The 21,190-nt window shown below is 74.3% G+C and carries 14 protein-coding genes and 1 tRNA gene; 9 read left to right on the top strand and 6 right to left on the bottom strand.

The window, feature by feature from the left end; genetic code table 11:
• Positions 1 to 283 (bottom strand): hypothetical protein (locus ACI2LW_RS13100; RefSeq protein WP_404731330.1); only part of this gene is annotated, 283 nt, incomplete at its 3' end.
• On the opposite strand from ACI2LW_RS13100, the gene ACI2LW_RS13105 reads away from it, so the two are divergent.
• A complete protein-coding gene (locus ACI2LW_RS13105) occupies positions 174 to 3,059 on the top strand; it encodes a beta strand repeat-containing protein (protein ID WP_404731326.1) in 2,886 nt (961 codons plus the stop codon). The two genes, ACI2LW_RS13100 and ACI2LW_RS13105, sit on opposite strands and share 110 nt — an antisense overlap.
• 156 nt (positions 3,060 to 3,215) lie before the next feature.
• Here the strand turns inward: ACI2LW_RS13105 and ACI2LW_RS13110 are convergent, their stop codons facing one another.
• The gene (locus ACI2LW_RS13110; RefSeq protein ID WP_404731266.1) at positions 3,216 to 4,817 is read right to left on the bottom strand and encodes a hypothetical protein; all 1,602 of its coding nucleotides are present in this window, start codon (positions 4,815 to 4,817) and stop codon (positions 3,216 to 3,218) included.
• A gap of 51 nt (positions 4,818 to 4,868) precedes the next feature.
• Complete coding sequence (locus tag ACI2LW_RS13115) at positions 4,869 to 5,234, bottom strand: ArsR/SmtB family transcription factor (RefSeq protein WP_404731267.1); 366 nt, start codon at positions 5,232 to 5,234, stop codon at positions 4,869 to 4,871.
• A gap of 111 nt (positions 5,235 to 5,345) precedes the next feature.
• Between ACI2LW_RS13115 and ACI2LW_RS13120 the strand changes: the two genes are divergently transcribed.
• On the top strand, positions 5,346 to 6,320 hold the full coding sequence (locus ACI2LW_RS13120) for a zinc-binding alcohol dehydrogenase family protein (RefSeq protein WP_404731268.1): 975 nt from the start codon (positions 5,346 to 5,348) through the stop codon (positions 6,318 to 6,320).
• Positions 6,321 to 6,590: 270 nt separating this feature from the next.
• Here ACI2LW_RS13120 and ACI2LW_RS13125 read toward each other — a convergent pair.
• Positions 6,591 to 6,666, bottom strand: a tRNA-Arg gene (locus ACI2LW_RS13125).
• Between the two features lie 321 nt (positions 6,667 to 6,987).
• Here ACI2LW_RS13125 and ACI2LW_RS13130 point away from each other — a divergent pair.
• From ACI2LW_RS13130 to ACI2LW_RS13160, 7 genes are all read left to right on the top strand, one after another.
• Positions 6,988 to 8,601: a dynamin family protein gene (locus tag ACI2LW_RS13130; RefSeq protein WP_404731269.1), complete on the top strand. Its 1,614-nt coding sequence runs from the start codon at positions 6,988 to 6,990 to the stop codon at positions 8,599 to 8,601.
• 864 nt (positions 8,602 to 9,465) lie between these two features.
• Entirely contained in the window at positions 9,466 to 11,568 is a 2,103-nt protein-coding gene (locus ACI2LW_RS13135) for a GTPase (protein ID WP_404731270.1), read from the top strand.
• A 223-nt stretch (positions 11,569 to 11,791) separates the two neighbouring features.
• On the top strand, positions 11,792 to 12,265 hold the full coding sequence (locus tag ACI2LW_RS13140) for a single-stranded DNA-binding protein (protein WP_404731271.1): 474 nt from the start codon (positions 11,792 to 11,794) through the stop codon (positions 12,263 to 12,265).
• Between the two features lie 311 nt (positions 12,266 to 12,576).
• Positions 12,577 to 13,977 (top strand): Cys-Gln thioester bond-forming surface protein, encoded by a 1,401-nt coding sequence (locus tag ACI2LW_RS13145; protein ID WP_404731272.1) that lies wholly within the window; start codon positions 12,577 to 12,579, stop codon positions 13,975 to 13,977.
• 384 nt (positions 13,978 to 14,361) lie between these two features.
• On the top strand, positions 14,362 to 16,026 hold the full coding sequence (gene ettA / locus ACI2LW_RS13150) for an energy-dependent translational throttle protein EttA (RefSeq protein WP_404731273.1): 1,665 nt from the start codon (positions 14,362 to 14,364) through the stop codon (positions 16,024 to 16,026).
• A gap of 8 nt (positions 16,027 to 16,034) precedes the next feature.
• Complete coding sequence (locus ACI2LW_RS13155; RefSeq protein ID WP_404731274.1) at positions 16,035 to 16,451, top strand: acyl-CoA thioesterase; 417 nt, start codon at positions 16,035 to 16,037, stop codon at positions 16,449 to 16,451.
• Positions 16,448 to 17,143, top strand: a complete 696-nt coding sequence (locus tag ACI2LW_RS13160; protein WP_404731275.1) for a hypothetical protein — start codon at positions 16,448 to 16,450, stop codon at positions 17,141 to 17,143. The genes ACI2LW_RS13155 and ACI2LW_RS13160 overlap by 4 nt, the downstream gene beginning before the upstream one ends.
• A gap of 113 nt (positions 17,144 to 17,256) precedes the next feature.
• Here the strand turns inward: ACI2LW_RS13160 and ACI2LW_RS13165 are convergent, their stop codons facing one another.
• Together ACI2LW_RS13165 and ACI2LW_RS13170 are read right to left on the bottom strand one after the other, a co-directional pair.
• A complete protein-coding gene (locus ACI2LW_RS13165) occupies positions 17,257 to 18,216 on the bottom strand; it encodes an ATP-binding cassette domain-containing protein (RefSeq protein WP_404731276.1) in 960 nt (319 codons plus the stop codon).
• 256 nt (positions 18,217 to 18,472) lie between these two features.
• Positions 18,473 to 21,190, bottom strand: coding sequence for an FtsX-like permease family protein (locus tag ACI2LW_RS13170; RefSeq protein ID WP_404731327.1), 2,718 nt, complete (start codon positions 21,188 to 21,190; stop codon positions 18,473 to 18,475).

Genomic DNA, 21,190 nt, shown 5'->3' on the forward strand with positions numbered 1-21,190 from the left:
CCGGCACCGCGGGCAGTCCGTATGCGGTGACGGCGACGTACGGCGGCAGCGCCGACTTCACCGGTTCGAGCGGTTCGGACACGCAGACGGTGCTGTCGGCCGCCACGACCACGTCGGTGACGTCGTCGCCGGACCCGTCGGTGGCGGGCGAGCAGGTGACGTTCAGCGTGACGGTGGCTCCGGTGGCCCCGGGTGCGGGGACGCCGTCGGGGACGGTCACCGTCGACTTCGGTGACAGTTCGACGACGACGGCGACGCTGGCCGGCGGCACCGCGACCGTCACCCACACCTACACCTCGACGTCGGGCAGTCCCTACGCGGTGACGGCGACGTACGGCGGCGACGGCGACTTCACCGGTTCGAGCGGTTCGGACACGCAGACGGTGCTGTCGGCCGCCACGACCACGTCGGTGACGTCGTCGCCGGATCCGTCGGTGGCGGGCGAGCAGGTGACGTTCACCGCCACGGTGGCCGCGGCGGCCCCGGGCGCCGGGACGCCGTCGGGCACGGTCACGTTCGACTTCGGTGACGGCTCACCCACGCAGGCGGCGACGCTGGCCGGCGGCACCGTGACCGTCACCCACACCTACACCGGCACCGCGGGCAGTCCGTACGCGGTGACGGCGACGTACGGCGGCGACGCCGACTTCGCCACCTCCACCGGCAGCGACACCCAGACCGTCGCACCGGCGGCGACCACCACCACGGTCACCACCAGCCCCGACCCCTCCGTGGTCGGCCAGCAGGTGCAGGCCACCATCACGGTGGCCGCCCAGGCACCCGGCAGCGGCACACCGGCCGGGAACGTGGTCGTCACCTTCGGGGACGGCTCACCCGCGCAGACCGTGACGCTGGCCGGCGGGACGGCGACCGTCACCCACACCTACACCGGCGCAGCCGGCAGCCCCTACACCGTCACGGCCACCTACGCGGGCAACGCCGACTTCGCGGCGTCCGCCGGCACCGACACCCAGACCGTGGACGTCGCCGCGACGACCACCACGGTCACCTCGTCCCCCGACCCGTCGGCCTTCGGCGAGCTGGTGACGATCACCGGTACGGTCACACCGACTCCGCCCGGAGCCGGCGCCCCGGGCGGGACGATGTTCTTCGTCATCAGCGGTGGCCCGGTGCTCAGCGCACCCGTCGTCGCCGGCACCGCCACCGTCACCACCAGCACCCTGAGCGTGGGCTCGCACAGCATCAACGCCATCTACACCGGCAACAGCAACTTCGCCGCCTCGACGGGCAGCGACACCCACACCGTCGCCCAGTCGCCGACGACCACCCAGGTGACGTCCGCACCCGACCCGTCCCTCGTCGGCGAACAGGTGACCGCCACGGCGACCGTCACCGCGACACCCCCGGGCGCGGGCACCCCGACGGGCACCGTCACCTTCGACTTCGGCGACGGCTCGACGCCCGTCACCGGAGCCGTCGTGGGCGGTACGGCCACGGCAACCCACACCTACACCACGACCGCGCAGAGCCCGTACACCATCACCGCCTCCTACGGCGGGGACGTCAGCTTCGCCGGCTCCTCGGGCACCGACCCCCACACCGTCGACGCGGCGGACACCACCACGGCGCTGACCTCCACACCGAATCCGTCGCTGGTGGGGGAGCCGGTGACGTTCACGGCGACGGTGGCCCCGGTCGCCCCGGGCGCCGGAACGCCGAGCGGAACGGTCACCTTCCAGTTCGGGGACGGAAGCCCGGACGCGACGGCGCCCCTGGCGGGCGGTGTGGCCACGGTCACGCACCCGTACACCTCCGCGACGGGCAGCCCGTTCACCGTCACCGCCACCTATGCCGGGAACGGCGACTTCAACTCCTCCACCGACTCGGACTCCCAGAACGTCAGCCCGGCGGCGACGGCGGTGACGGTGGCGTCGTCGCCGAACCCGTCGGTGGTGGGCCAGTCCGTGACATTCACCGCCACGGTGGTTCCGCTCGCCCCCGGCGCCGGTACGCCGACCGGAACGGTCACCTTCGACTTCGGAGACAACTCGGGCTCGACGGCGCCCCTGGTGGGCGGGGTGGCCACGGTCACGCACCCGTACACCTCCACGACGGGCAGCCCGTTCACCGTCACCGCCGTCTACAGCGGAAGCGGCGACTTCACCGCCTCGACGGGCTCGGACACCCACACCGTGAATCCGGCGGCGACCACGGCGAACGTGACGGCGAATCCCGAGCCGTCGGTGGCGGGAGAGCCGGTGACGGTGACGGCGACGGTGACCCCGGTGGCCCCGGGCGCCGGCACGCCGACGGGCACGGTCACCATCGACTTCGGTGACAGCACACCGCCCGTCACGGACACGCTCGTCGGAGGGTCGGTGACGACCACCCACACCTACACCGACGCATCGGGCGTGCCGTACACCATCACCGTCTCGTACGGCGGGGACGGCGACTTCCAGGGCACCACGGCGAGCAATGGCCACACGGTGGACCAGGCGGCGACGACGGCGACGGTGACCTCGGTTCCGAATCCGTCGGTGGTGGGCGAAACGGTGACGGTGACGGCGACGGTGGACCCGGTCGCGCCGGGTGCCGGAACGCCGACCGGAACGGTCACCTTCGACTTCGGAGACAGCTCGGGCACGACCACCGCGACGGTCGCGGGCGGGGTCGCCACGGCCACCCACACCTACACCGACGCATCGGTCGCGCCGTACACCATCACCGCCTCGTACGGCGGGGACAGCAACTTCACCGCGTCCTCGGCGACGACCGGCCACACGGTGGACGAGGCGGCGACGACGGCGACGGTGGTCTCGTCCCCGAATCCGTCGCAGGTGGGCGAGGAGGTGACGGTGACGGCCACGGTGATCGCGGACGCCCCCGGCGCCGGCACGCCGACGGGAACGGTCACCTTCGACTTCGGAGACGGCTCACCCACCGTCAGCGACGTCCTCACCGGAGGCACGGTGACGACCACCCACACCTACACGGACTCGGTGGACAGTCCGTACACCATCACCGCGACCTATGCCGGCGACGGCGACTTCGCCGGTGACACGGCCACGGAGCTGCACGTGGTCGAAACGCCCTGACCGTCCGCCCTCCGACGGCCCGGCCCCGGCCCCGGCGGACGGGTGAGGGACGGCAGAGGGACGGCAGAGGCGACGAACAAGGCCCTCCGGCCGGCGATCGGGACCCATCGGATCCCGACTCGCCGGCCGGAGGGCTGTCGCGATGGGGGAACCCCCTCAGCGTGAGCGCCGCCCGCGGCGCCAAATGCCCAGGGCCGCGCCGGGGACCAGTACGGCCAGGACGATCGCCGCTGCCAGCAAGGCGCCGGGAGTGGCCCAGGAGGGGCCCGGCCAGACCGCCACGGTCACCTCGGCGGTGTCATTGGCGGACGCGGTGTCATGGCTGGGACGCCCGGCCTCGCCGCCGGAGACGGTGACCCGCCCGCCGCGGTGGGCGACGTCCTCGTCGATGCGGAGGGTGAAGGGGAAGGTCGTCGTGGCGCCCACCGCCGCGGTCCGCGCCGTGCACACGTAACGGCGTGCGCTCGGCTGCTTCTCGGACGCGGCGACCAGGGGCGTGCCGTACGGTCCGATGGCGCGGCACTCCTGGTCGATCACTTCCTCGTCCCTGTCGAACTCGTAGGGGGAGGAGACCACGGTGGTGCCCGCCGGCACCGTGAACTCGACGCGCACCGGGACGGGCAGCGCACCGGGACCGTCGTTGCGCACACCGATCCGCACCGTGGCGCGGCTGCCGACCGGCCCTTTGACGCCACCGGCGACGGCGACCAGGTCGGAGGTGTTCCGCACCGCGACCTTCACCTCCGACGTGACGCTGTCCGCGGTCCCGCCGCCCCGGGCGCCGGCCGTCCCCCGGTCCCGGGCGCCGGCCGTCCCGTCGTCCCGGGCGTCCGCGGGGACCAGGCGGAGCGCGGCTCCGTCACCGGACGCGTACTGCGACGCCAGTACGGCCGGGGGCACGTAGTCGGTCCCGAGGGCGGCGGCCTCGAACGTGACGCCGGGGTAGGTGGCGTCCTCGGCGGCCCTGAGGACTTCGCGGGTTCCCAGCCGGTAGGACGCGCCCGGGGGGATGACGACGTCTGCGGCCGGCAGGCGGCACCACATCCTGCTGTCCCGGTAACGGCAGTTGCCGTGCCTGACGGCCGGTGCGAGGCCGTCCCGCGTGGTCATGCGGAGCGCGACTCCGCGGGCGGGCACATCGCCGGTGTTGCGCAGGGTCAGTGAGACGGCGAGCCGGCCGCCCGGGTCGACGTCGGGGCGGTCGGGGCGCGCGTCGGCCACCAACTCCGGCTTGCCGACGACGATCCGGGAACTCCCGGTGACGGCGGGCCTGCCGGGCACGGTCACCCGGTAGCGCAGTACCGCCGAGTCACCCGCCTTGGCGCCCCGCGCGGGAGTGAGGCGGAAGTTCTGGGAGGGGTCCGCGTCCTGTCCCGCGCACTGGAACACCGGCAGACGGACGGGGCAGGCGTCCATCGCCGTTCTCAGTACCGCGACGCCGGCCAGGTCGCGGGCGTCGAAGGTGACCGTGGCGCCGGCGGCCCGCTTCTCCGCGATGTGCAACTGGTCGGTGTTCTGGGGGTCGCGCGATACGTAGTGGACCGGGGGCGCGAGGAGTTCGGGCCCGGAGGACGACGTGCAGCCGACGAGCCCCGCCGGCACCCCGACCACGAGCAGCCCCGCCCCGACGACCGCCCGCCCCGCCCGTACCGCCCGGACGGCCGCCCGCCCCGCCCCGACGGCCGCCCGTGCCGCCCCACTCGAAGGCTCGCCCCTTCTCCGCCCGGCCGGCGTACGGCAGTTGACTCCCTCACGCATGTCCACCCGATCACCCTGCCAGGCGGACATCACGTCCTTGCATCCGTACCGTCACACGACCCGGCCCCGTACGGAAGGGACTTCGTCGTCGCGGAGCGCGAGGGAGAGCAGGCCGGGGAAACGGGCGTCGAACTCTTCCCGCCGGAGCCGGTTGAGCCGCTTGGGCCCGTCGTCGCGTTGTTCGACCAGCCCGGCGGCGCGCAGCACCGAGAAGTGGTGGCTCTTGGCCGCCCGGCCGATGGGCACGTCGAAGTCGCTGCAACTCAGGGACCAGTCCGGATGGTCGGCGAGGGTGCGCACCAGTTGGATGCGGACCGGGTCGGCGAGCGCGGTCAGCGCGGTCAGCAGCGGGACGTCGTCGGGGTGCGTGCACACGGGTGCCGGGCGGTGGCTCTTGCCCGGAGCCTTGTCCGTCATCGCTCGCCCCTCTCCGACGTCCGACGTCGCTCGTTGCGGAGTGTTCGATCGTCATCATACAGTGTGAGTGTTTGCTTGCCGTCGAACACTCTCGGAGGGGTGGTTCTGCGTATGCGTGCGGTCGAGTTCCAGGAGTACGGCGGCCCTGATGTGCTGCGGGTCGTCGAGGCCGAGGTCCCCGAGCCCGGCGCCGGACAGGTGACCATCGACGTCGCGTGGGCGGGCGTCAACTTCGCCGATCTCAAGGGGAGGGCCGACGGGTACCGGGTCACTTCGCTGCCCCACCGCCCCGGCCTGGAGGTGTCCGGGCGCATCCGGGCCGTCGGCGAGGGCGTGACCACGCTGGAGGCGGGACAGGAGGTCGCCGCGCTCCTGCAGGGCGGTGGATATGCCGACGTGGTCGTCGCCGATGCGGTGGCCGTGTTCGCCCTGCCCGCCGGCGTGGACCTGCGCACCGCGGCGACCGTGCCGACGGTGCTGCCGACCGCTCACGCCCTGGTGCACGAGGTGGGCCGGCTGCGGGCCGGGGAGAGCGTCCTCGTGCAGGGCGCCGCCGGCGGTGTCGGAACGGCGGCCGGGCAACTGGCCCGCGCGGCGGGCGCGGGCGCCGTGTACGGGGTGACCTCCAGCAAGGCCAAGGCCGAGTGCGCCCGCGCGCACGGGTACGACGACGTGTTCCTGGCCGGCACCTTCGACCAGGACGTGCGCCGCGCCACCGGCGGCAGGGGCGTCGATGTGGTGCTCGACCCGGTCGGCGGGGACACGTTGCGCCGCGGACTGGACGCGCTGGCCGCCTTCGGGCGTCTCGTCTCCTTCGGCAACGCGAGCGGCGCCGACCCGTGGCAGGCCGGACAGGCCGACCTCGCCACCCGCGGCCTGTCCGTCAGCGGCTTCTCCGTCCTGGCCCTGGCCGGCACGGCACCCGACGCACTGCGCGAGTTGACCGCCCGCGCACTGCGCACCGTCGCCGAGGGGATCGTCTCGCTGCCCGTCACCGCGGAGTTCCCGCTGCACGAGGCGGCCGAGGCCCACCGCCTCATGGGCGACCGCACCTCCACCGGAAAGCTCCTGCTGCGCGTCGCCTGAGCCGGCCACGGCCTCCGCGCGCACCGCTCCGGGCGGTCCGGGTCCCGCTGCCGGCGGACTGCAAGGAGCTCCACGAGGCGTTCGGCGGATGACGGCGACCCATGGCACCGGTACGGCATGTCCGCCCCCGAGTTCCTGTACCGCGTCCTCGCCGATGCCGATTTTCGGCCTTTCGGGATCGCGCGCGACGCCCGGCCGCTTCGACGGGGGTCTGACGGGGCTCTGACCGTCCCCGAACGGAAAAGCCCTCCCGAGGGGGAGGGCGAGGGGTGGCGCCCCCGGCAGGACTCGAACCTGCGGCCAAGCGCTTAGAAGGCGCCTGCTCTATCCACTGAGCTACGGGGGCCTGGTGTGGTGGCCTCTGTCGTGGTGCCCGGGTGAGGGCTGTTCCGTGACGTTGCCGGGGACAAGGATAGGGCTCCCGGATCCGTGTCCCTGTTGCTTCGCCTCCGTGGCTCAATGTGGAGGTTCGGTGAAGCGGTCCTGATAATCGCAGGCAGGTACGAATCGTGCATCGCTTTTGGTCTCCGGTGCACCCGGTGTTGTGCACTCGTTATGCCTGGACCGCGCCTGTGTCCCAGTCGTCCCTTCCGTCCCTTGTGTTCCGTCGGCGCGCAGACATGCTCATATGCTTCAGAATGGCCCTAAAATTGGGCATTCTTCGCATGTGGTGACCTTGGACGTACGGCCTCAGCTGCTCGACGCACTTTCCGCACTGCGCGACCGTGTCGCCGCCGCACGCTTTCCGCTGCCCCTGGCGGGAGCCCCACGCGCGCGTGCCAACCGCGACGAACTGCTCGCACAGCTCGACGACTACTTGGTGCCCCGATTGCGGCAGCCCCAAGCGCCGTTGCTGGCCGTCGTCGGCGGCTCCACGGGCGCCGGGAAGTCCACGCTCGTCAACTCGCTCGTCGGACGACGGGTCAGCGAGGCGGGAGTGCTGCGGCCGACCACGCGGACGCCGGTGCTGGTGTGCCATCCGGACGACCACCACTGGTTCAGCGACCTGCGCGTGCTGCCCGACCTGGCACGCGTGTGGGTGCCCCGGCCCGAGCCGGGGCTCGACGACGACCTGCACGGCCCCGCCGACCACCGCCGGCGCGTGCTGCGGGTCGAGACCGTCGAGACCGTGCCCCCCGGCCTGGCCCTTCTGGACGCGCCCGACGTCGACTCGCTGATCGCCGAGAACCGCCTCCTGGCCGCGGAGCTGATCTGCGCGGCCGACATCTGGGTCATGGTCACCACCGCCGCCCGGTACGCCGACGCCATCCCCTGGCACCTGCTGCGCGCCGCCAAGGAGTACGACGTCACCCTGGTGACCGTGCTGGACCGGGTCCCGCACCAGGTGGTCTCCGAGGTCTCCCGCCAGTACGGCGCGCTGCTGACCAAGGCCGGCCTGGGCGACGTACCGCGGTTCACGGTGCCGGAACTGCCGGAGTCCGCGTGGGGCGGCGGGCTGCTGCCCAGCACCGCCGTGGCGGCGCTGCGCACCTGGCTGGTGCACCAGGCCCAGGACGCGGCGGCCCGGCAGCACACCATGGTCCGCACGGCCAACGGCGTCCTGGACTCCCTGAAGTCCCGGCTGCCCGAACTGGCCGGCGCGGCCGCCGCGCAGTACGCGGCGGCCCTGCGGCTCACCGCCGCAGTCGACACCGCCTACGACACCGAGCACGCGCGCGTGCGCGGACGGCTGCGGTCCGGGGCGGTACTGGCCGGCGACGCCCTCAAACGATGGCGCGCCTACCCGCTGGACTGCACCGCGGGCGAACTGCTCGACGCGCTCGTGGAAAGCCTCGCCGCGCTGCTGGTGTGCGCCGTGACCGCCGCCGACGAGCGCATCGACGACGCCTGGCGGCGCGAGCCGGCCGCCGCCGCACCGGGACTCACCGACCGCGACCCCACCATGGAACGCGCCGAGCACCGCATCGGAGTGGCCGTACGGCGGTGGCGGCGCGAACTCGAGGAGCACGCCGAGGACGAGGTGCGCGAACTCGACCGCAGCGTCGCACCGGACCCCGAGGTCGTCGCCGCCCTGGCCGCCACCGGACTGCTGGGGGGCAACCGCGCCCGTTCCGCGGGCGAGGGGCTCGCCGAACGGATCAGCGCGCACGGCGCGCTGCGGCTGCGCGACCGGGCCGGACGGCTGCTCACCGACTACGTGGACCGGGTGATGCACAGCGAGCGTGAGCGCCGGCTGGCGCCGCTCGACGCCCTGGAGGTCAATCCGGAGCCCCAGGCCGAACTCATCGCCGCGCTGTCCGTACTGCTGAAGGAGAGGTGACCGGTGACCGCCGTCACTGACCAGGACCAGACCGAACACACGGATCGTTCGGAGGGCGCCGTCCCCACGGACAGGAGAAGAGGCGAGGACGTCGTGGGGATCCCGGACCCGTCGGAGGCGGGCACACCGCGCGGCCCGCGTGATCCCCAGGGCGCGGAGGCGCCCGGGAGGACCGAGGGCGTGGGAGAGCCCGGCGGGGAAGCCGCGACGGCCGCGACGGCCGCCCACAGGGGTGCCGTGGCGGCGGAGGGCGGCGGCACGGACAGCCGTAGGGACGGCGCGCCGGCGGGACAGGGCGGGGCGGACGGCAAGGAGAACGGTGGGGTGGACGGCAGGGAGCACGGTGGAGCGGACGGCAGGGGGACCGGTGGGGTGGACAGCAGGGTGGCTGGTGGGGTGGACGGCGGGGTGGCTGGTGGGGCGGACGGCAGGGTGACCGGTGGGGCGACCACCGAGGGCGTGGGGGTCCTCGTTCCCGCATCCGCCCTCGTTCCGGGAGCCGCTTGCGCCCCTGCGCCCGCTCCTGCGGCAGAACCGTTCCCCGCGCGCGTCCCGCTGCACGCGCCCGCCTCCCCCCATGGGCTCGCGTCCGGGCACGGGCTCGCTTTCGGGCACGCGCCCGCCGCCCTGCACGCGCGCGTGCAGCCCGGTGGCGGGCCGCCGGGTGCGGACCACGAGGGTGCGCGTGCGGGCGCGGAGCCCAGTGGCGGTCAGGTGCGCCGCCCCGGGTCCGTGGGTGCCCAGGTGCGGGCGGAGAGCGGTGACCGGCCGGGCCATGCGGACCGTCAGGGCGCGTGGGCCGCGCCCACGGACTGGGCGGGCGGCCCACCCGCTCGTGCGGATTTCGGGGGCGTACCCGCGCGCATGGACTCCGGGGGCGCACCGGCCCCTGCGGACTCCGGCGGCGCGCCCGTCCGCCCGGACCCCGCGGACGGGGCCACCCGTACGGAGCACGGACGGACGGAGCACGGACGTCCGGAGCACGGACGTCCGGAGCACGGACGTCCGGAGCACGGACGTCCGGAGCACGGAGGACCGCCGGCGCGTACGGACCTCGAAGCCGGACCCGTGCGTACGGAGTCCGGACGTGCACCTGCTCACGCCGGCTCCGATGCCGCCGCTCCCCGCACCGGCCACGGGCAGGCCCTGGAGGCCGACGACCGGCACGCGCGCCCCAAGGAGGGCGACACGAAGGGCGACACGAAGGGCGACGCGAGGGGGGACGCGAAGCGCGACACGGAGGGCGACACGGATGGCAGTACGGACTCCGAGGGCATCTGGGACGACGGGCTGATCGCCCGCCGGGTCACCGAGAGCGCCCCCGCCGAGCTCGTACCGACGGTGGAGCCCCGCGCCCCCCGTCAGCCGGCCGCGACGCCGCTCGCCTACGACGACCCCCTGCGCTCCCGGCTGGACGCGCTGCGCGAACTGGTGGGCCTGTCCCGCACCCGGCTCGACAGCCGGACTCTCGCCGAGGCGGGCCGCGTCCTCGACGAGGCGGCGGCGCGGCGCCGGCTGTCCGGGCAGCACACGGTCGTCGCCATCGCGGGCGCCACAGGCAGCGGCAAGTCCCAGCTGTTCAACGCGCTCGCCGGGGTGCCCATCTCGGAGACCGGAGTGCGCAGGCCCACCACCGCGGCGCCCATCGCGTGCAGCTGGAGCGACGGCGCGGCCGGCCTGATCGACCGGCTCGGCATCCCCGGGCGGCTGCGCAGGCGCCCCCTCCAGGGCACCGACGGCGACCCGCAACTGCGGGGACTGGTCCTCGTCGACCTGCCCGACCACGACTCGGCCGCCGTGCAGCACCGTGAACACGTCGACCGGATCCTGCGGCTGGTGGACGCCGTCATCTGGGTCGTGGACCCGGAGAAGTACGCCGACGCGGTCCTGCACGAGCGCTATCTGCGGCCCATGGCGGGCCACGCCGAGATCATGTTCGTCGTGCTCAACCAGGTCGACCGGCTCCCCGGGGAGGCCGCCGACCAGGTCGTCGACGATCTGCGGCGGCTGCTCGACGAGGACGGCGTCGCCCTCGGGGAGCACGGCGAGCCGGGTGCGACGGTGCTCGCGCTGTCCGCGCTCACCGGTGAGGGCGTCGGTGAACTGCGCGAGGCGCTGGGCCAGTTCGTGACCGAGCGGGGGGCCGCCGCCCGCCGGATCTCCGCCGACGTGGACGTCGCGGCCGGCCGGCTGCGGCCCGTCTACACCGCCCAGCGGCGCGCCGGACTCAGCGAGGAAGCGCGCGAGGAGTTCGCGGCGCGGCTCGCGGACGCGGTGGGCGCCACCGCCGCCGGCGAGGCCGCCGAACGCGCCTGGCTGCGCAACGCGGGCCGGGCGTGCGGCACTCCCTGGCTGCGGCTGTGGCGGTGGTACCAGGACCGCGGCGAGCCGCCCACCGGCCGGCTGCCGCTGCGCGCCCAGCCGGAGGAGGAGGCCACCGCGCGGCAGCGCGTCGAGCAGGCGGTGCGCACCGTGGCCGACCGTGCCTCGCACGGCCTGCCCGCTCCCTGGGCGCAGGCCGTGCGGGAGGCCGCCGTGCGCGGGTCCCAGGGGCTGCCCGAGGCGCTGGACGAACTGGCGGCGCGCGCGGGACTGCCGCCCGGCCGCCCGCCGCGGCCGGGCTGGTGGCCCGCGGCGGTGCTGGCGCAGGCGTCGATGACGATCCTCCAGGTCATCGGGGGTCTGTGGCTGGTCGGACAGATCGTCGGTGTCATGTCGCCGAATCTGGGCGTGCCGGTGCTGCTGATGGTGGCCGGCATCATCGGCGGCCCGATCGTGGAGTGGAGCTGCCGCATCGCGGCGCGGGCGCCGGCGCGCCGGTACGGCCAGGAGGCGGAACGCCGGCTCAGAGAGGCGGCCGCGGGATGCGGCCGGGCCCGGGTGCTGGACCCGGTGGCGGCGGAACTGCTGCGGTACCGGGAGGTACGCGAACAGTACGCACGGGTCACGGGGGTGGGGCCGAGGTGAGGCGGAGGAGTCACCGCGTGCGCGGACTTCACCCGTCGGGGTGACGGAGTTTTCCACAGGCGGGCGTTGGTCCACAGGGCTCAGCGGGCTCGGCCCGGCGGAGGCAGTCTGGTGCCGCGGCGATCGCTAGGGACGCGGTCGCCGGGCACCAGACGCAGCCGTACGGGAAGGGCCCGTACGCGTGTCCGCCCGGCCGGACGGCCGGCGGGGGGAGGGGTTCGCGATGAACGAGACGATGGTCTGCACGGTGGGCAACGTGGCGACGCAGCCGGTGTACCGGGAGACGGCGTCGGGCGCGTCGGCGAGGTTCCGGCTGGCGGTGACCTCGCGCTACTGGGACCGCGAGAAGGGCGGCTGGACGGACGGGCACACCAACTTCTTCACGGTGTGGGCCAATCGCCAGCTCGCCTCGAACACGATGGCCTCGCTCAACGTGGGCGACCCGGTCGTCGTGCAGGGCCGGCTGAAGGTGCGCACGGAGACCCGCGACGGCAACACCCGGACCCGGGCGGACATCGACGCCGTGGCGATCGGCCACGACCTGGCCCGGGGCACCGCCCTCTTCCGGCGCTCGGGCCGCCCCGAGCCTGCCGCCGCCGCGGCGCCCGCACAGCCGGAACCCGCCTGGGAGACGGAGGGACCGCCGGCGGACGCGGACACCGCCCCGCAGCAACGGGAACCCGCCGCGGTCACCTGAGGGCACGGGGCGGCGCGGACGCCCGGACGTCGGCGCGTCCTCCGGCCGCGTCGCACGGGCGGCCAGGCTCACCAGCCCATGCACGGGCAGGCCGTTCCAAGGCGCCGGAAAGCCGCACAGGGCTCGCACACCTCGCTCGAAGAACCGCTGTGGGCGATAACGATTCCGATTCGGATCAGTCATCTGACGATATGACAGCCCGGTGGTGGTGCGGCTGATCCTTAGTATGCCGAACAGGCTCTGTGGGCCTGGAGATTCTGCTGGTGGGACCGTTCCCCCACATCAACGGGTCCCGCTCGGAGGGGAATTCTGTGTGTGCTTCGTACGCTGCGCCGTCGCCGCGCAGGCGAGGGGCGGCCCGCCTCGCCGCCGGAACCCTGGTGTCCGGACTCCTCGCCGCGGGTGCGCTGGCCCTGGCCGGCCCGGCCGCCGCCGCGGGGACGCCCCAGAGCCAGGGCGGGGCGACCGCCACCATCGGCGCCCTGAAGACGTACGGCACCGCCGTCATCCATGAGCGGGACGGGGACTACCAGGTCTCCGCCGGACTGTTCGAGATGTCCGTCGACGGCGGCGGCATGCTGCAGACCTACTGCGTCGACATCCACAACCCCACGCAGAGGGACGCCAAGTACCACGAGACCCCGTGGAGCGGCACCTCGCTCGGCGCCAACAAGAACGCCGGCCGGATCCGCTGGATCCTGCAGAACTCCTACCCGCAGGTCAACGATCTCACGGCCCTCGCGGCCAAGGCGGGCGTGCGCGGTCTCAGCGAGCAGGACGCGGCGGCCGGCACCCAGGTGGCGATCTGGCGCTACTCCGACGGCGCGCACGTCGACGCCGCCGACCCGCAGGCCGAGAAACTGGCGGACTACCTGGAGAAGAGCGCCCAGGACCTGCCCGAGCCCAACGCCTCGCTGACCCTCGACCCGCCCGCCGTCGCGGGCCGGCCCGGCCACCGGCTGGGCCCGGTCACCGTGCACACCGGGGCCGGCAGTGTCACGGTGACGCCGCCGGCCGACGCCGCCGCGGGCGGGGTACGCGTCGTGGACGCCAAGGGCAGGCCGGTGACGTCCGCCGAGGACGGCGGGCAGGTGTTCTTCGAGGTGCCCGAGGACGCACCGCCCGGCGCGGCCGAACTGACCGTGCAGGCCTCCACGACGGTGCCGGTGGGCCGGGCCTTCACCTCCGACAGCCGCAGCCAGACCCAGATCCTGGCCGGCTCCAGCGAGTCGACGGTCACCGCGGCGGCGAGCGCCACCTGGGCCGGCAAGGGCGCGATACCCGCCCTGTCCGCCGCGAAGGACTGCGCCAAGGGCGGGCTGGACATCACCGCGGCCAACAAGGGCGACAAGGAGTTCGCCTTCGAACTGCTCGGCACCCGGCACACCATCGCCGCCGGGGCCTCCCGGACGGTGACGGTCCCCCTCGCCGAGGACCAGGCCTACGACTTCGCGATCACCGTCCTCGGCGACCACGGCCGGCGCTTCACGGGCGTCCTCGACTGCAAGACGCAGGGCCCGGCGACCGGCACGACCACCCAGACCCTGAGCGAGCCCAGCCCCGCCACGGCCGGCACCCCCGTCGGCACCAACCTCGCCGACACCGGCGGCACCGACACCACCCCCCTGATCGCCGCCATCGGCTCCAGCCTCCTGGTCCTCGGCGCCACGGTCCTGAGCATCATCCGCAAGAAGAGGACGACCCAGGACTGAGCCCCACACCCCCGGGACCCGGGCCCCTGCGCCCGAGGACCCACAGCACCTTGCCAACTCGACAGGGCAAGAAACGCAGGGCGTGACCGGCCGCCCGCCCGTCCGTGGCCGGCCCCGGCCGTGCCCCGGGGGCCGGGGAGCGACCCCGGGACGGCGGCCGGGCGGCGGGCCGACCTGGGCCACCCCTGGGCCGTCCGACCATCCGGCCGGTCGACTCCGGCCACCGGCGACCGGCGGTGGCGGTCGGGTCGCGAGCCGTGGTGTTCGCCGGCGAAACCGCAGGTCACAGGCGTCCGGCCCCACGGGTTTCCGCACAGGGGTGGCGGTACGGCAAGATGGGGTGTATCTGCCCACTGCCAGATTCAAGCTGCCGGACGGTTTCTCTTGGCTGAGTTCATTTACACCATGCGCAAGGCGCGCAAGGCGCACGGCGACAAGGTGATCCTCGACGACGTCACCCTGAACTTCCTTCCGGGTGCCAAGATCGGCGTCGTCGGACCGAACGGTGCCGGCAAGTCGACCGTGCTCAAGATCATGGCGGGGCTGGAGCAGCCGTCCAACGGTGACGCGTTCCTTTCGCCCGGCTACACCGTCGGCATCCTGCTCCAGGAGCCCCCTCTGAACGAGGAGAAGACGGTCCTGGAGAACGTCCAGGAGGGCGTCGCCGAGATCAAGGGCAAGCTCGACCGGTTCAACGAGATCGCCGAGCAGATGGCCACCGACTACTCCGACGCGCTGCTGGAGGAGATGGGCAAGCTCCAGGAGGAGCTGGACCACGCCAACGCGTGGGACCTCGACGCCCAGCTCGAGCAGGCCATGGACGCCCTGGGCTGCCCGCCCGGCGACTGGCCGGTCACCACCCTCTCCGGTGGCGAGAGGCGCCGCGTCGCGCTGTGCAAGCTGCTGCTGGAGCAGCCCGACCTGCTGCTGCTCGACGAGCCCACCAACCACCTCGACGCCGAGTCGGTGAACTGGCTGGAGCAGCACCTGGCCAAGTACGAGGGCACCGTCGTGGCGATCACCCACGACCGGTACTTCCTGGACAACGTCGCCGAGTGGATCCTCGAGCTCGACCGCGGCCGCGCCTACCCGTACCAGGGCAACTACTCCACGTACCTGGAGACCAAGGCCGCCCGTCTGAAGGTCGAGGGCCAGAAGGACGCCAAGCGGCAGAAGCGGCTCAAGGACGAGCTCGAGTGGGTGCGGTCCAACGCCAAGGGGCGGCAGGCCAAGTCCAAGGCGCGTCTGGCCCGCTACGAGGAGATGGCCGCCGAGGCCGAGAAGATGCGGAAGCTGGACTTCGAGGAGATCCAGATTCCGCCGGGGCCCCGTCTGGGCAACGTCGTCGTCGAGGTCAACGACCTGCACAAGGCCTTCGGCGAGAAGGTCCTCGTGGACGGGCTGTCGTTCACGCTGCCGCGCAACGGCATCGTGGGCGTCATCGGCCCCAACGGCGCCGGCAAGACCACCCTGTTCAAGATGATCCAGGGCCTGGAGACGCCGGACTCCGGCGACATCAGGGTCGGCGAGACCGTCAAGATCTCCTACGTCGACCAGGGGCGCGCCAACATCGACCCCAAGAAGACGCTGTGGGAGGTCGTGTCCGACGGGCTCGACTACATCAACGTCGGCCAGGTCGAGATGCCGTCCCGCGCGTACGTCTCCGCCTTCGGGTTCAAGGGCCCGGACCAGCAGAAGCCGGCGGGCGTGCTGTCCGGCGGTGAGCGCAACCGGCTCAACCTCGCGCTCACCCTCAAGCAGGGCGGCAACCTGCTCCTGCTCGACGAGCCCACCAACGACCTCGACGTCGAGACCCTCTCCAGCCTGGAGAACGCGCTGCTCGAGTTCCCGGGCTGCGCGGTGGTCGTCTCCCACGACCGGTGGTTCCTGGACCGCGTGGCCACGCACATCCTCGCCTACGAGGGCGACTCCAAGTGGTTCTGGTTCGAGGGCAACTTCGAGGCGTACGAGAAGAACAAGATCGAGCGGCTCGGCCCGGACGCGGCCCGTCCGCACCGTGCCACCTACAAGAAGCTGACCCGGGGCTGATCCAGCAGATGCGCCACATTTACCGCTGCCCCCTGCGCTGGGCGGACATGGACGCCTACGGCCACGTCAACAACGTGGTGTTCCTCCGCTATCTGGAGGAGGCCCGTATCGACTTCCTGTTCCGCCCGGACAAGGAGTTCAAGCAGGGGTCCGTGGTGGCGCGTCACGAGATCGACTACAAGCGCCAGCTCGTCCACCGGCACGCCCCGGTGGACATCGAGCTGTGGGTCACCGAGATCAGGGCCGCCTCCTTCACCCTCGCCTACGAGGTGAAGGACGGCGACCAGATCTACGTCCGGGCCTCGACGGTGATCGTGCCGTTCGACTTCGAGGCCCAGCGGCCGCGCCGGATCACCGAGGAGGAACGCGAGTTCCTCCAGCAGTACACGGACGAGGCCGGCGAGGAGGAGGCCGTCGCCGCATGACGGTGCTCCACCTCGCCGACGAGACGGAGACGGCCGACCTCGCCGCCTTCCTCTCCCGGCTGCTGCACTACGACCGGTCGGCCGCGGTGCGCCTGCAGGCGGCGGGCACCGCGCTCGCCGTGTTCGGCTGGCCGCCCTCCTTCGAGGTCCTGGCCGTGCGCACCGCACGGCTCGCCAAGCCCTACGAGGACGGGCTGGACGTCACGCTCGACGTGACCGTCTCCGCCGGGGAGCTCCTGGAGTCGGTCGACGAGGCCGGCGCCACCGCCGCCGTGCCCGCCGCGGTGACCGGACCTCCGTGGGCGGGCGTGCTCCCGCCGCGCGGCGGCTGGCGGCCCGAGCCGGGGCTGCCCGGGGCGGAGTCCCTGCGCGCGCTGGTCGCCGCGGCCGTCGCCGAGTTCCGCTCCCGCACCCAGGAACTCGACGCCGGGCAGCGCACGCGCACCGAACTCGACCGCATCGGCCGGGAGATATGGTCCCGCACGGTCGGACGGACCCCACTGCCGGTGCGGGCCGTGCACGCGGCGCAGTCGCTGGGCTTCCTGCGCCCGCCGCCGCCCTCGGGCGCGGGCGAGGAGGACCTCGTCCTGTTCTCGTCGGGCGCGTGGCTGCGGCTGCGGAGCCCGTACGGCTCGGTCGCCGTGCGTCGGGTGGGAACCGGCTCCCTCGGTGTCAGCGTCAGCGGGCGCTGAGCGGCGCGGACCTTCGCCGCCCGCCGCCCGCTGCCGGGCACCCGGCACCGGGCGCCGGGCCGCCCCGGGCCGGGCGCGCCGCCGCCCGGCGCGCCGCCGCCGGCCCGGCCGGCTCAGTCCGTGCCGCTGTCGTCCGGGCGTACGGTGATGTGGTCCGGCTCCAGTTCCAGCGCCACGCGGTCGCGCATGCCCAGGGCCTCGGTGTACTCGGCCGGCAGTTGCAGCCGCCCGGCGCGGTCGAGCATGGCGTACTCGCGGCTGACGACCCGCTCGTGCCCGGTCGCCTCGTCCACCTCGCTGCGCCGCAGCACCTCCGTGGAGGTGCGGCCGTCGCGGATGGCGACCGTGCGGCGCACCTCGGTGGCCACCGCCTGGTCGTGGGTGACGATGACGATGGTGGTGCCCAGGTGTTCGTTGGCCCTGCGGAAGGCCGCGAAGATCTGCTCGGCGGTGTGCGAGTCGAGTTCGCCGGTGGGCTCGTCGGCGAGCAGCACCGCGGGGTTGTTGGCGAGGGCCACCGCGATCGCGACGCGCTGCTGCTGGCCGCCCGACATCTGGTGGGGACGCCGGTCGCGGCAGTCGCCGACCTCCAGCAGTTCCAGCAGCTCCAGGGCGCGGTCCGCGCGGGCGCGGCGGCCGCGGGTCCGGCCGCCGGACAGCTGCATGGGCAGGGCGACGTTCTGGGCGGCGGTCAGGTACGGCAGCAGGTTGCGCGAGGTCTGCTGCCAGACGAAGCCGACGACCTCGCGGCGGTAGCGCAGCCGGTCCTTGGCCGACATGGCGAGCAGATCGCGGCCGGCCACCCGGGCCGCGCCGGCCGTCGGGGTGTCGAGCCCGGCGAGGATGTTCATGAGGGTGGACTTGCCGCTGCCGGAGGCGCCGACCAGGGCCATCAGCTCGCCCTCGCGTACCAGCAGGTCCAGCCCCTGGAGGGCCTGCACCTCCACGCCGTCCGCGGTGAAGACGCGCACCAGCCGGTCGCAGGTGATCAGGGCGTCGTGGCCGTAGGCGGGCCGGGTGCGGTCGGCGGTGGCGCGCCGGGCCAGGTCGGCGAGGGTGGGGTTGGCCGTCATCGGAGTTCTCCCGTGCCGCTGGGGCCGGAGCGGTGGCGCCGGCTCATCCGGAGTCCCCCGTTGCGCGCGTCCCGCGTCCCGGACACCTTCGCTCCCATGCCCTCACGTCCTCCGACGTCCTCACGTCCTCCGACGTCCTCACGTGCTCCCACGTCGTCACGTCCCCCCGTCCCGGGCACCTCTCGCCCCGCACCGTCGTCCCTCCGCCCCGTCACGTCTCCACGTCCGGAGGTGGCCCCTCCCGGGTCACGCGTCCTCATCGCGCGTCACCCGCCCGCAGCTCGCGCACCGAGCCCCTGCGTCCCGTCCACCACGCCTGGGCGACGGCGACGCCCACCGCCAGCAGCAGGACCGCCAGGGCGGGCAGGGCCAGGGACAGCGGATCGGTCCGCAGCCCGTGTCCGGCCGCTGCCTCCGCGGTGGACGGCAGGGCCACGACGGTCAGGTCGATGCCGGGGGACAGCAGCCGGACGGTCGCCCAGCCCGTCAGCGCGCCGCCGGCCGCGGCCAGCAGGGCCTGCGGCAGGGACTCCAGGACGAGCAGGCGGCGCCCCTGGGCGCGGGTGAGGCCCATGGTGCGCAGGCGCGCGAGGAGCGCGGCGCGTTCCGGGGCGGCGCGCAGCAGGGCGAGCAGCAGGGCCAGGACCGCGTAACCGGCGCCCGCGGCCACGGCAACCGTGTAGATGCGCTCGGCGCCGGACTGCAGGGGCGAGTCGACGTACTGGGCGCGTTCCTCCGAGCGCAGCCGTACCGGGACCGACCGGCCCGCCGCCTCGCGCAGCGCGCCGGCGTCGAGGCGGTCGCCGGTCACCAGCAGCACGGTGGTGCGCGCGGCCGTCCCGGTGAGCCCGGCCCGGTCCACGACCAGGAAGTTCTCGCCGGTCACCGCCGGGGTCCGGTCCCGTACGACGGCGATCCGCACGGTGAGCGTGGTGCCGTCGGCGGTGCTGACCCGGAAGGGGCGGGTGCCGTGGGCGCGGGCGACGGGCGGTGAGGCCAGGGCGGGCAGCGGGGCGCCGTGGCCGCCGGCCGGCCGCCGCAGCAGTTCCGCGTCGAACGGGCCGAGGCCGGTGTGCCGGGCCAGCGCCGCGTAGGAGGAAGGGGTGACGCCCGCCAGGGACACCGAGCCAGGACCGTCACCGGCCTTGGCCTGGTGGTCGACGCCCAGCGCGGTGACCGACCCGGCGCCCGGGGTGCGCAGGACGCGGCCGGGCAGCGCGTCCGGCAGCGGCCCGCCGCCCTCGACGCGGGCGTCGGCCCCGACGGCGAGCAGGGCCGCCTGGTCGCGGGCCGCGGTGATCCCCGCCAGGACGGAACCGCCGAAGGCGGCGGTGGTGAGCGCGGTCAGCAGGGCCAGCAGGGGCAGTACGGCGGAGGCGGAGGTGCGGCCGGCCCGGGCCAGCGAGAGATGGCCCACCGCGCCGCGCAGCCGTGCCGCCGGGCGCGCCAGCCACCGCAGTGGCAGCGGATACAGGCGGACCAGCACCAGGGCCGCGATCACCCCCACCAGCACCGGGGCGAGCGAGGCCAGCGTGTCCCCCGAGGCGCCCCTGCGCCGCAGCGCCTCCACCGCACCCGCCGCGATCACCAGCAGGGTGAGCTCGGCCACCGTACGGCGCCGGGAGGGCCGTACCGACACCGCGTCGGCGCGCGGGGCGTGCACCCGGACCGTGCGGTGCGCGACCGCGGCGCGCAGCGGGAGTGCGGCGCAGGCGAGCGCCGTGACCGCCACGGCGGCGGCGACCGCGTGGCCGCGGCGGCCCTCGGGGACCGCCAGCAGGGCGGCGCCGAGCCCGAGCGCCCCGGCGGGCAGCACGGCCACGGCCGTCTCGGCGAGCAGCCGGCCGGTCAGGCCGCGCAGGGAGGCGCCGCGGGCCCGCAGCAGGGCGAGTTCGGCGCGGCGGCGGTCGGCGGCCAGACCGCCGGCCATCAGCAGGACGACGGCCGCGACCGCCGCGGTGCCGCAGGCGGCGACGGCGATCAGGGGACCGATGCCCTCGGCGAGCCGGTCGTGGTCGGTGAGCACGTCGTCCAGATCGGTGCTCGTCTCCGTGGTCGGGGCGGTGGCCGAGCGCACTTTGCCCAGAGCGGGCCCGGCGACGAGGGAGGCGACCGCGGACTTCAGCGCGGTGAGGTCGTGGGCGTGCAGGGCGTGGGTGTCGAGAGCCACCTGCCAGGAGCGGAAGGGGTGCCCGGCGGTGGCGAGCAGCGCGGGGGCGGCGTCGGGCGGCAGCAGCAGGGCGCCGAGCCAGTAGTACTGGGGATCGCCGCCGCCGGGCACGCGGGCCAGGGACGGGGAGCGCAACAGGGGGTCGGTGGACCAGTAGGCGCCGGCGGGGTCGCGCGGGGCGAGGATGCCGGTGACGCGGACGGCGAGCGGGGGCCGGGACAGCGCGGGCACATGGACGACCGAGCCGACCCGCAGACGCAGGCTCCTGGCGGTCTCGGCGGTCACCGCGGCCTCCACCGTGCCGGTCGCCGCCGTGACCGTGCGGTCCGCGCGTGGCATCCGGCCGCCGCGCACCGCCGCGTGCGCGGCGAGTCCGCTCTGCGCGACCAGGCGCACCTTCGCGGGCAGTCCGCTGGGCCGGGGGATGAAGCGGTCGGGGACGGGCAGGTCGTCGCCGCTGCGCAGGCCGTAGGACGACTGGGCGGGGTCGGCGACGAGCGGCCGTCCGACGGCGGCCATGACGTCACGGTGCTGCCGGCCGAGCTCGGCCGGGCGCACCGCGTCCTCCCGCAGCCGCTGCGAAAGCTCCAGACCGGGCGGCGGGGCGGTGAACACGACGGTGGTGCGTTCGGGGCCGGCCCGTTCGACGGTACGCACCAGACCGGCGTCCTGGTAGTGGTCGAGCGCGCGCGGGAACGCGGCCGCCAGACAGGCGGTCAGCGCGACGAGCAGGGCGAGGGCGGCGGCGGCACCGGGCGCCGTCCGCAGCCGCACGCGGACCCAGGAGGCGGCGACGGGGCCCAC

This window comes from Streptomyces sp. NPDC004065, from assembly GCF_044903565.1.
Classification (GTDB): Bacteria; Actinomycetota; Actinomycetes; order Streptomycetales; family Streptomycetaceae; genus Streptomyces.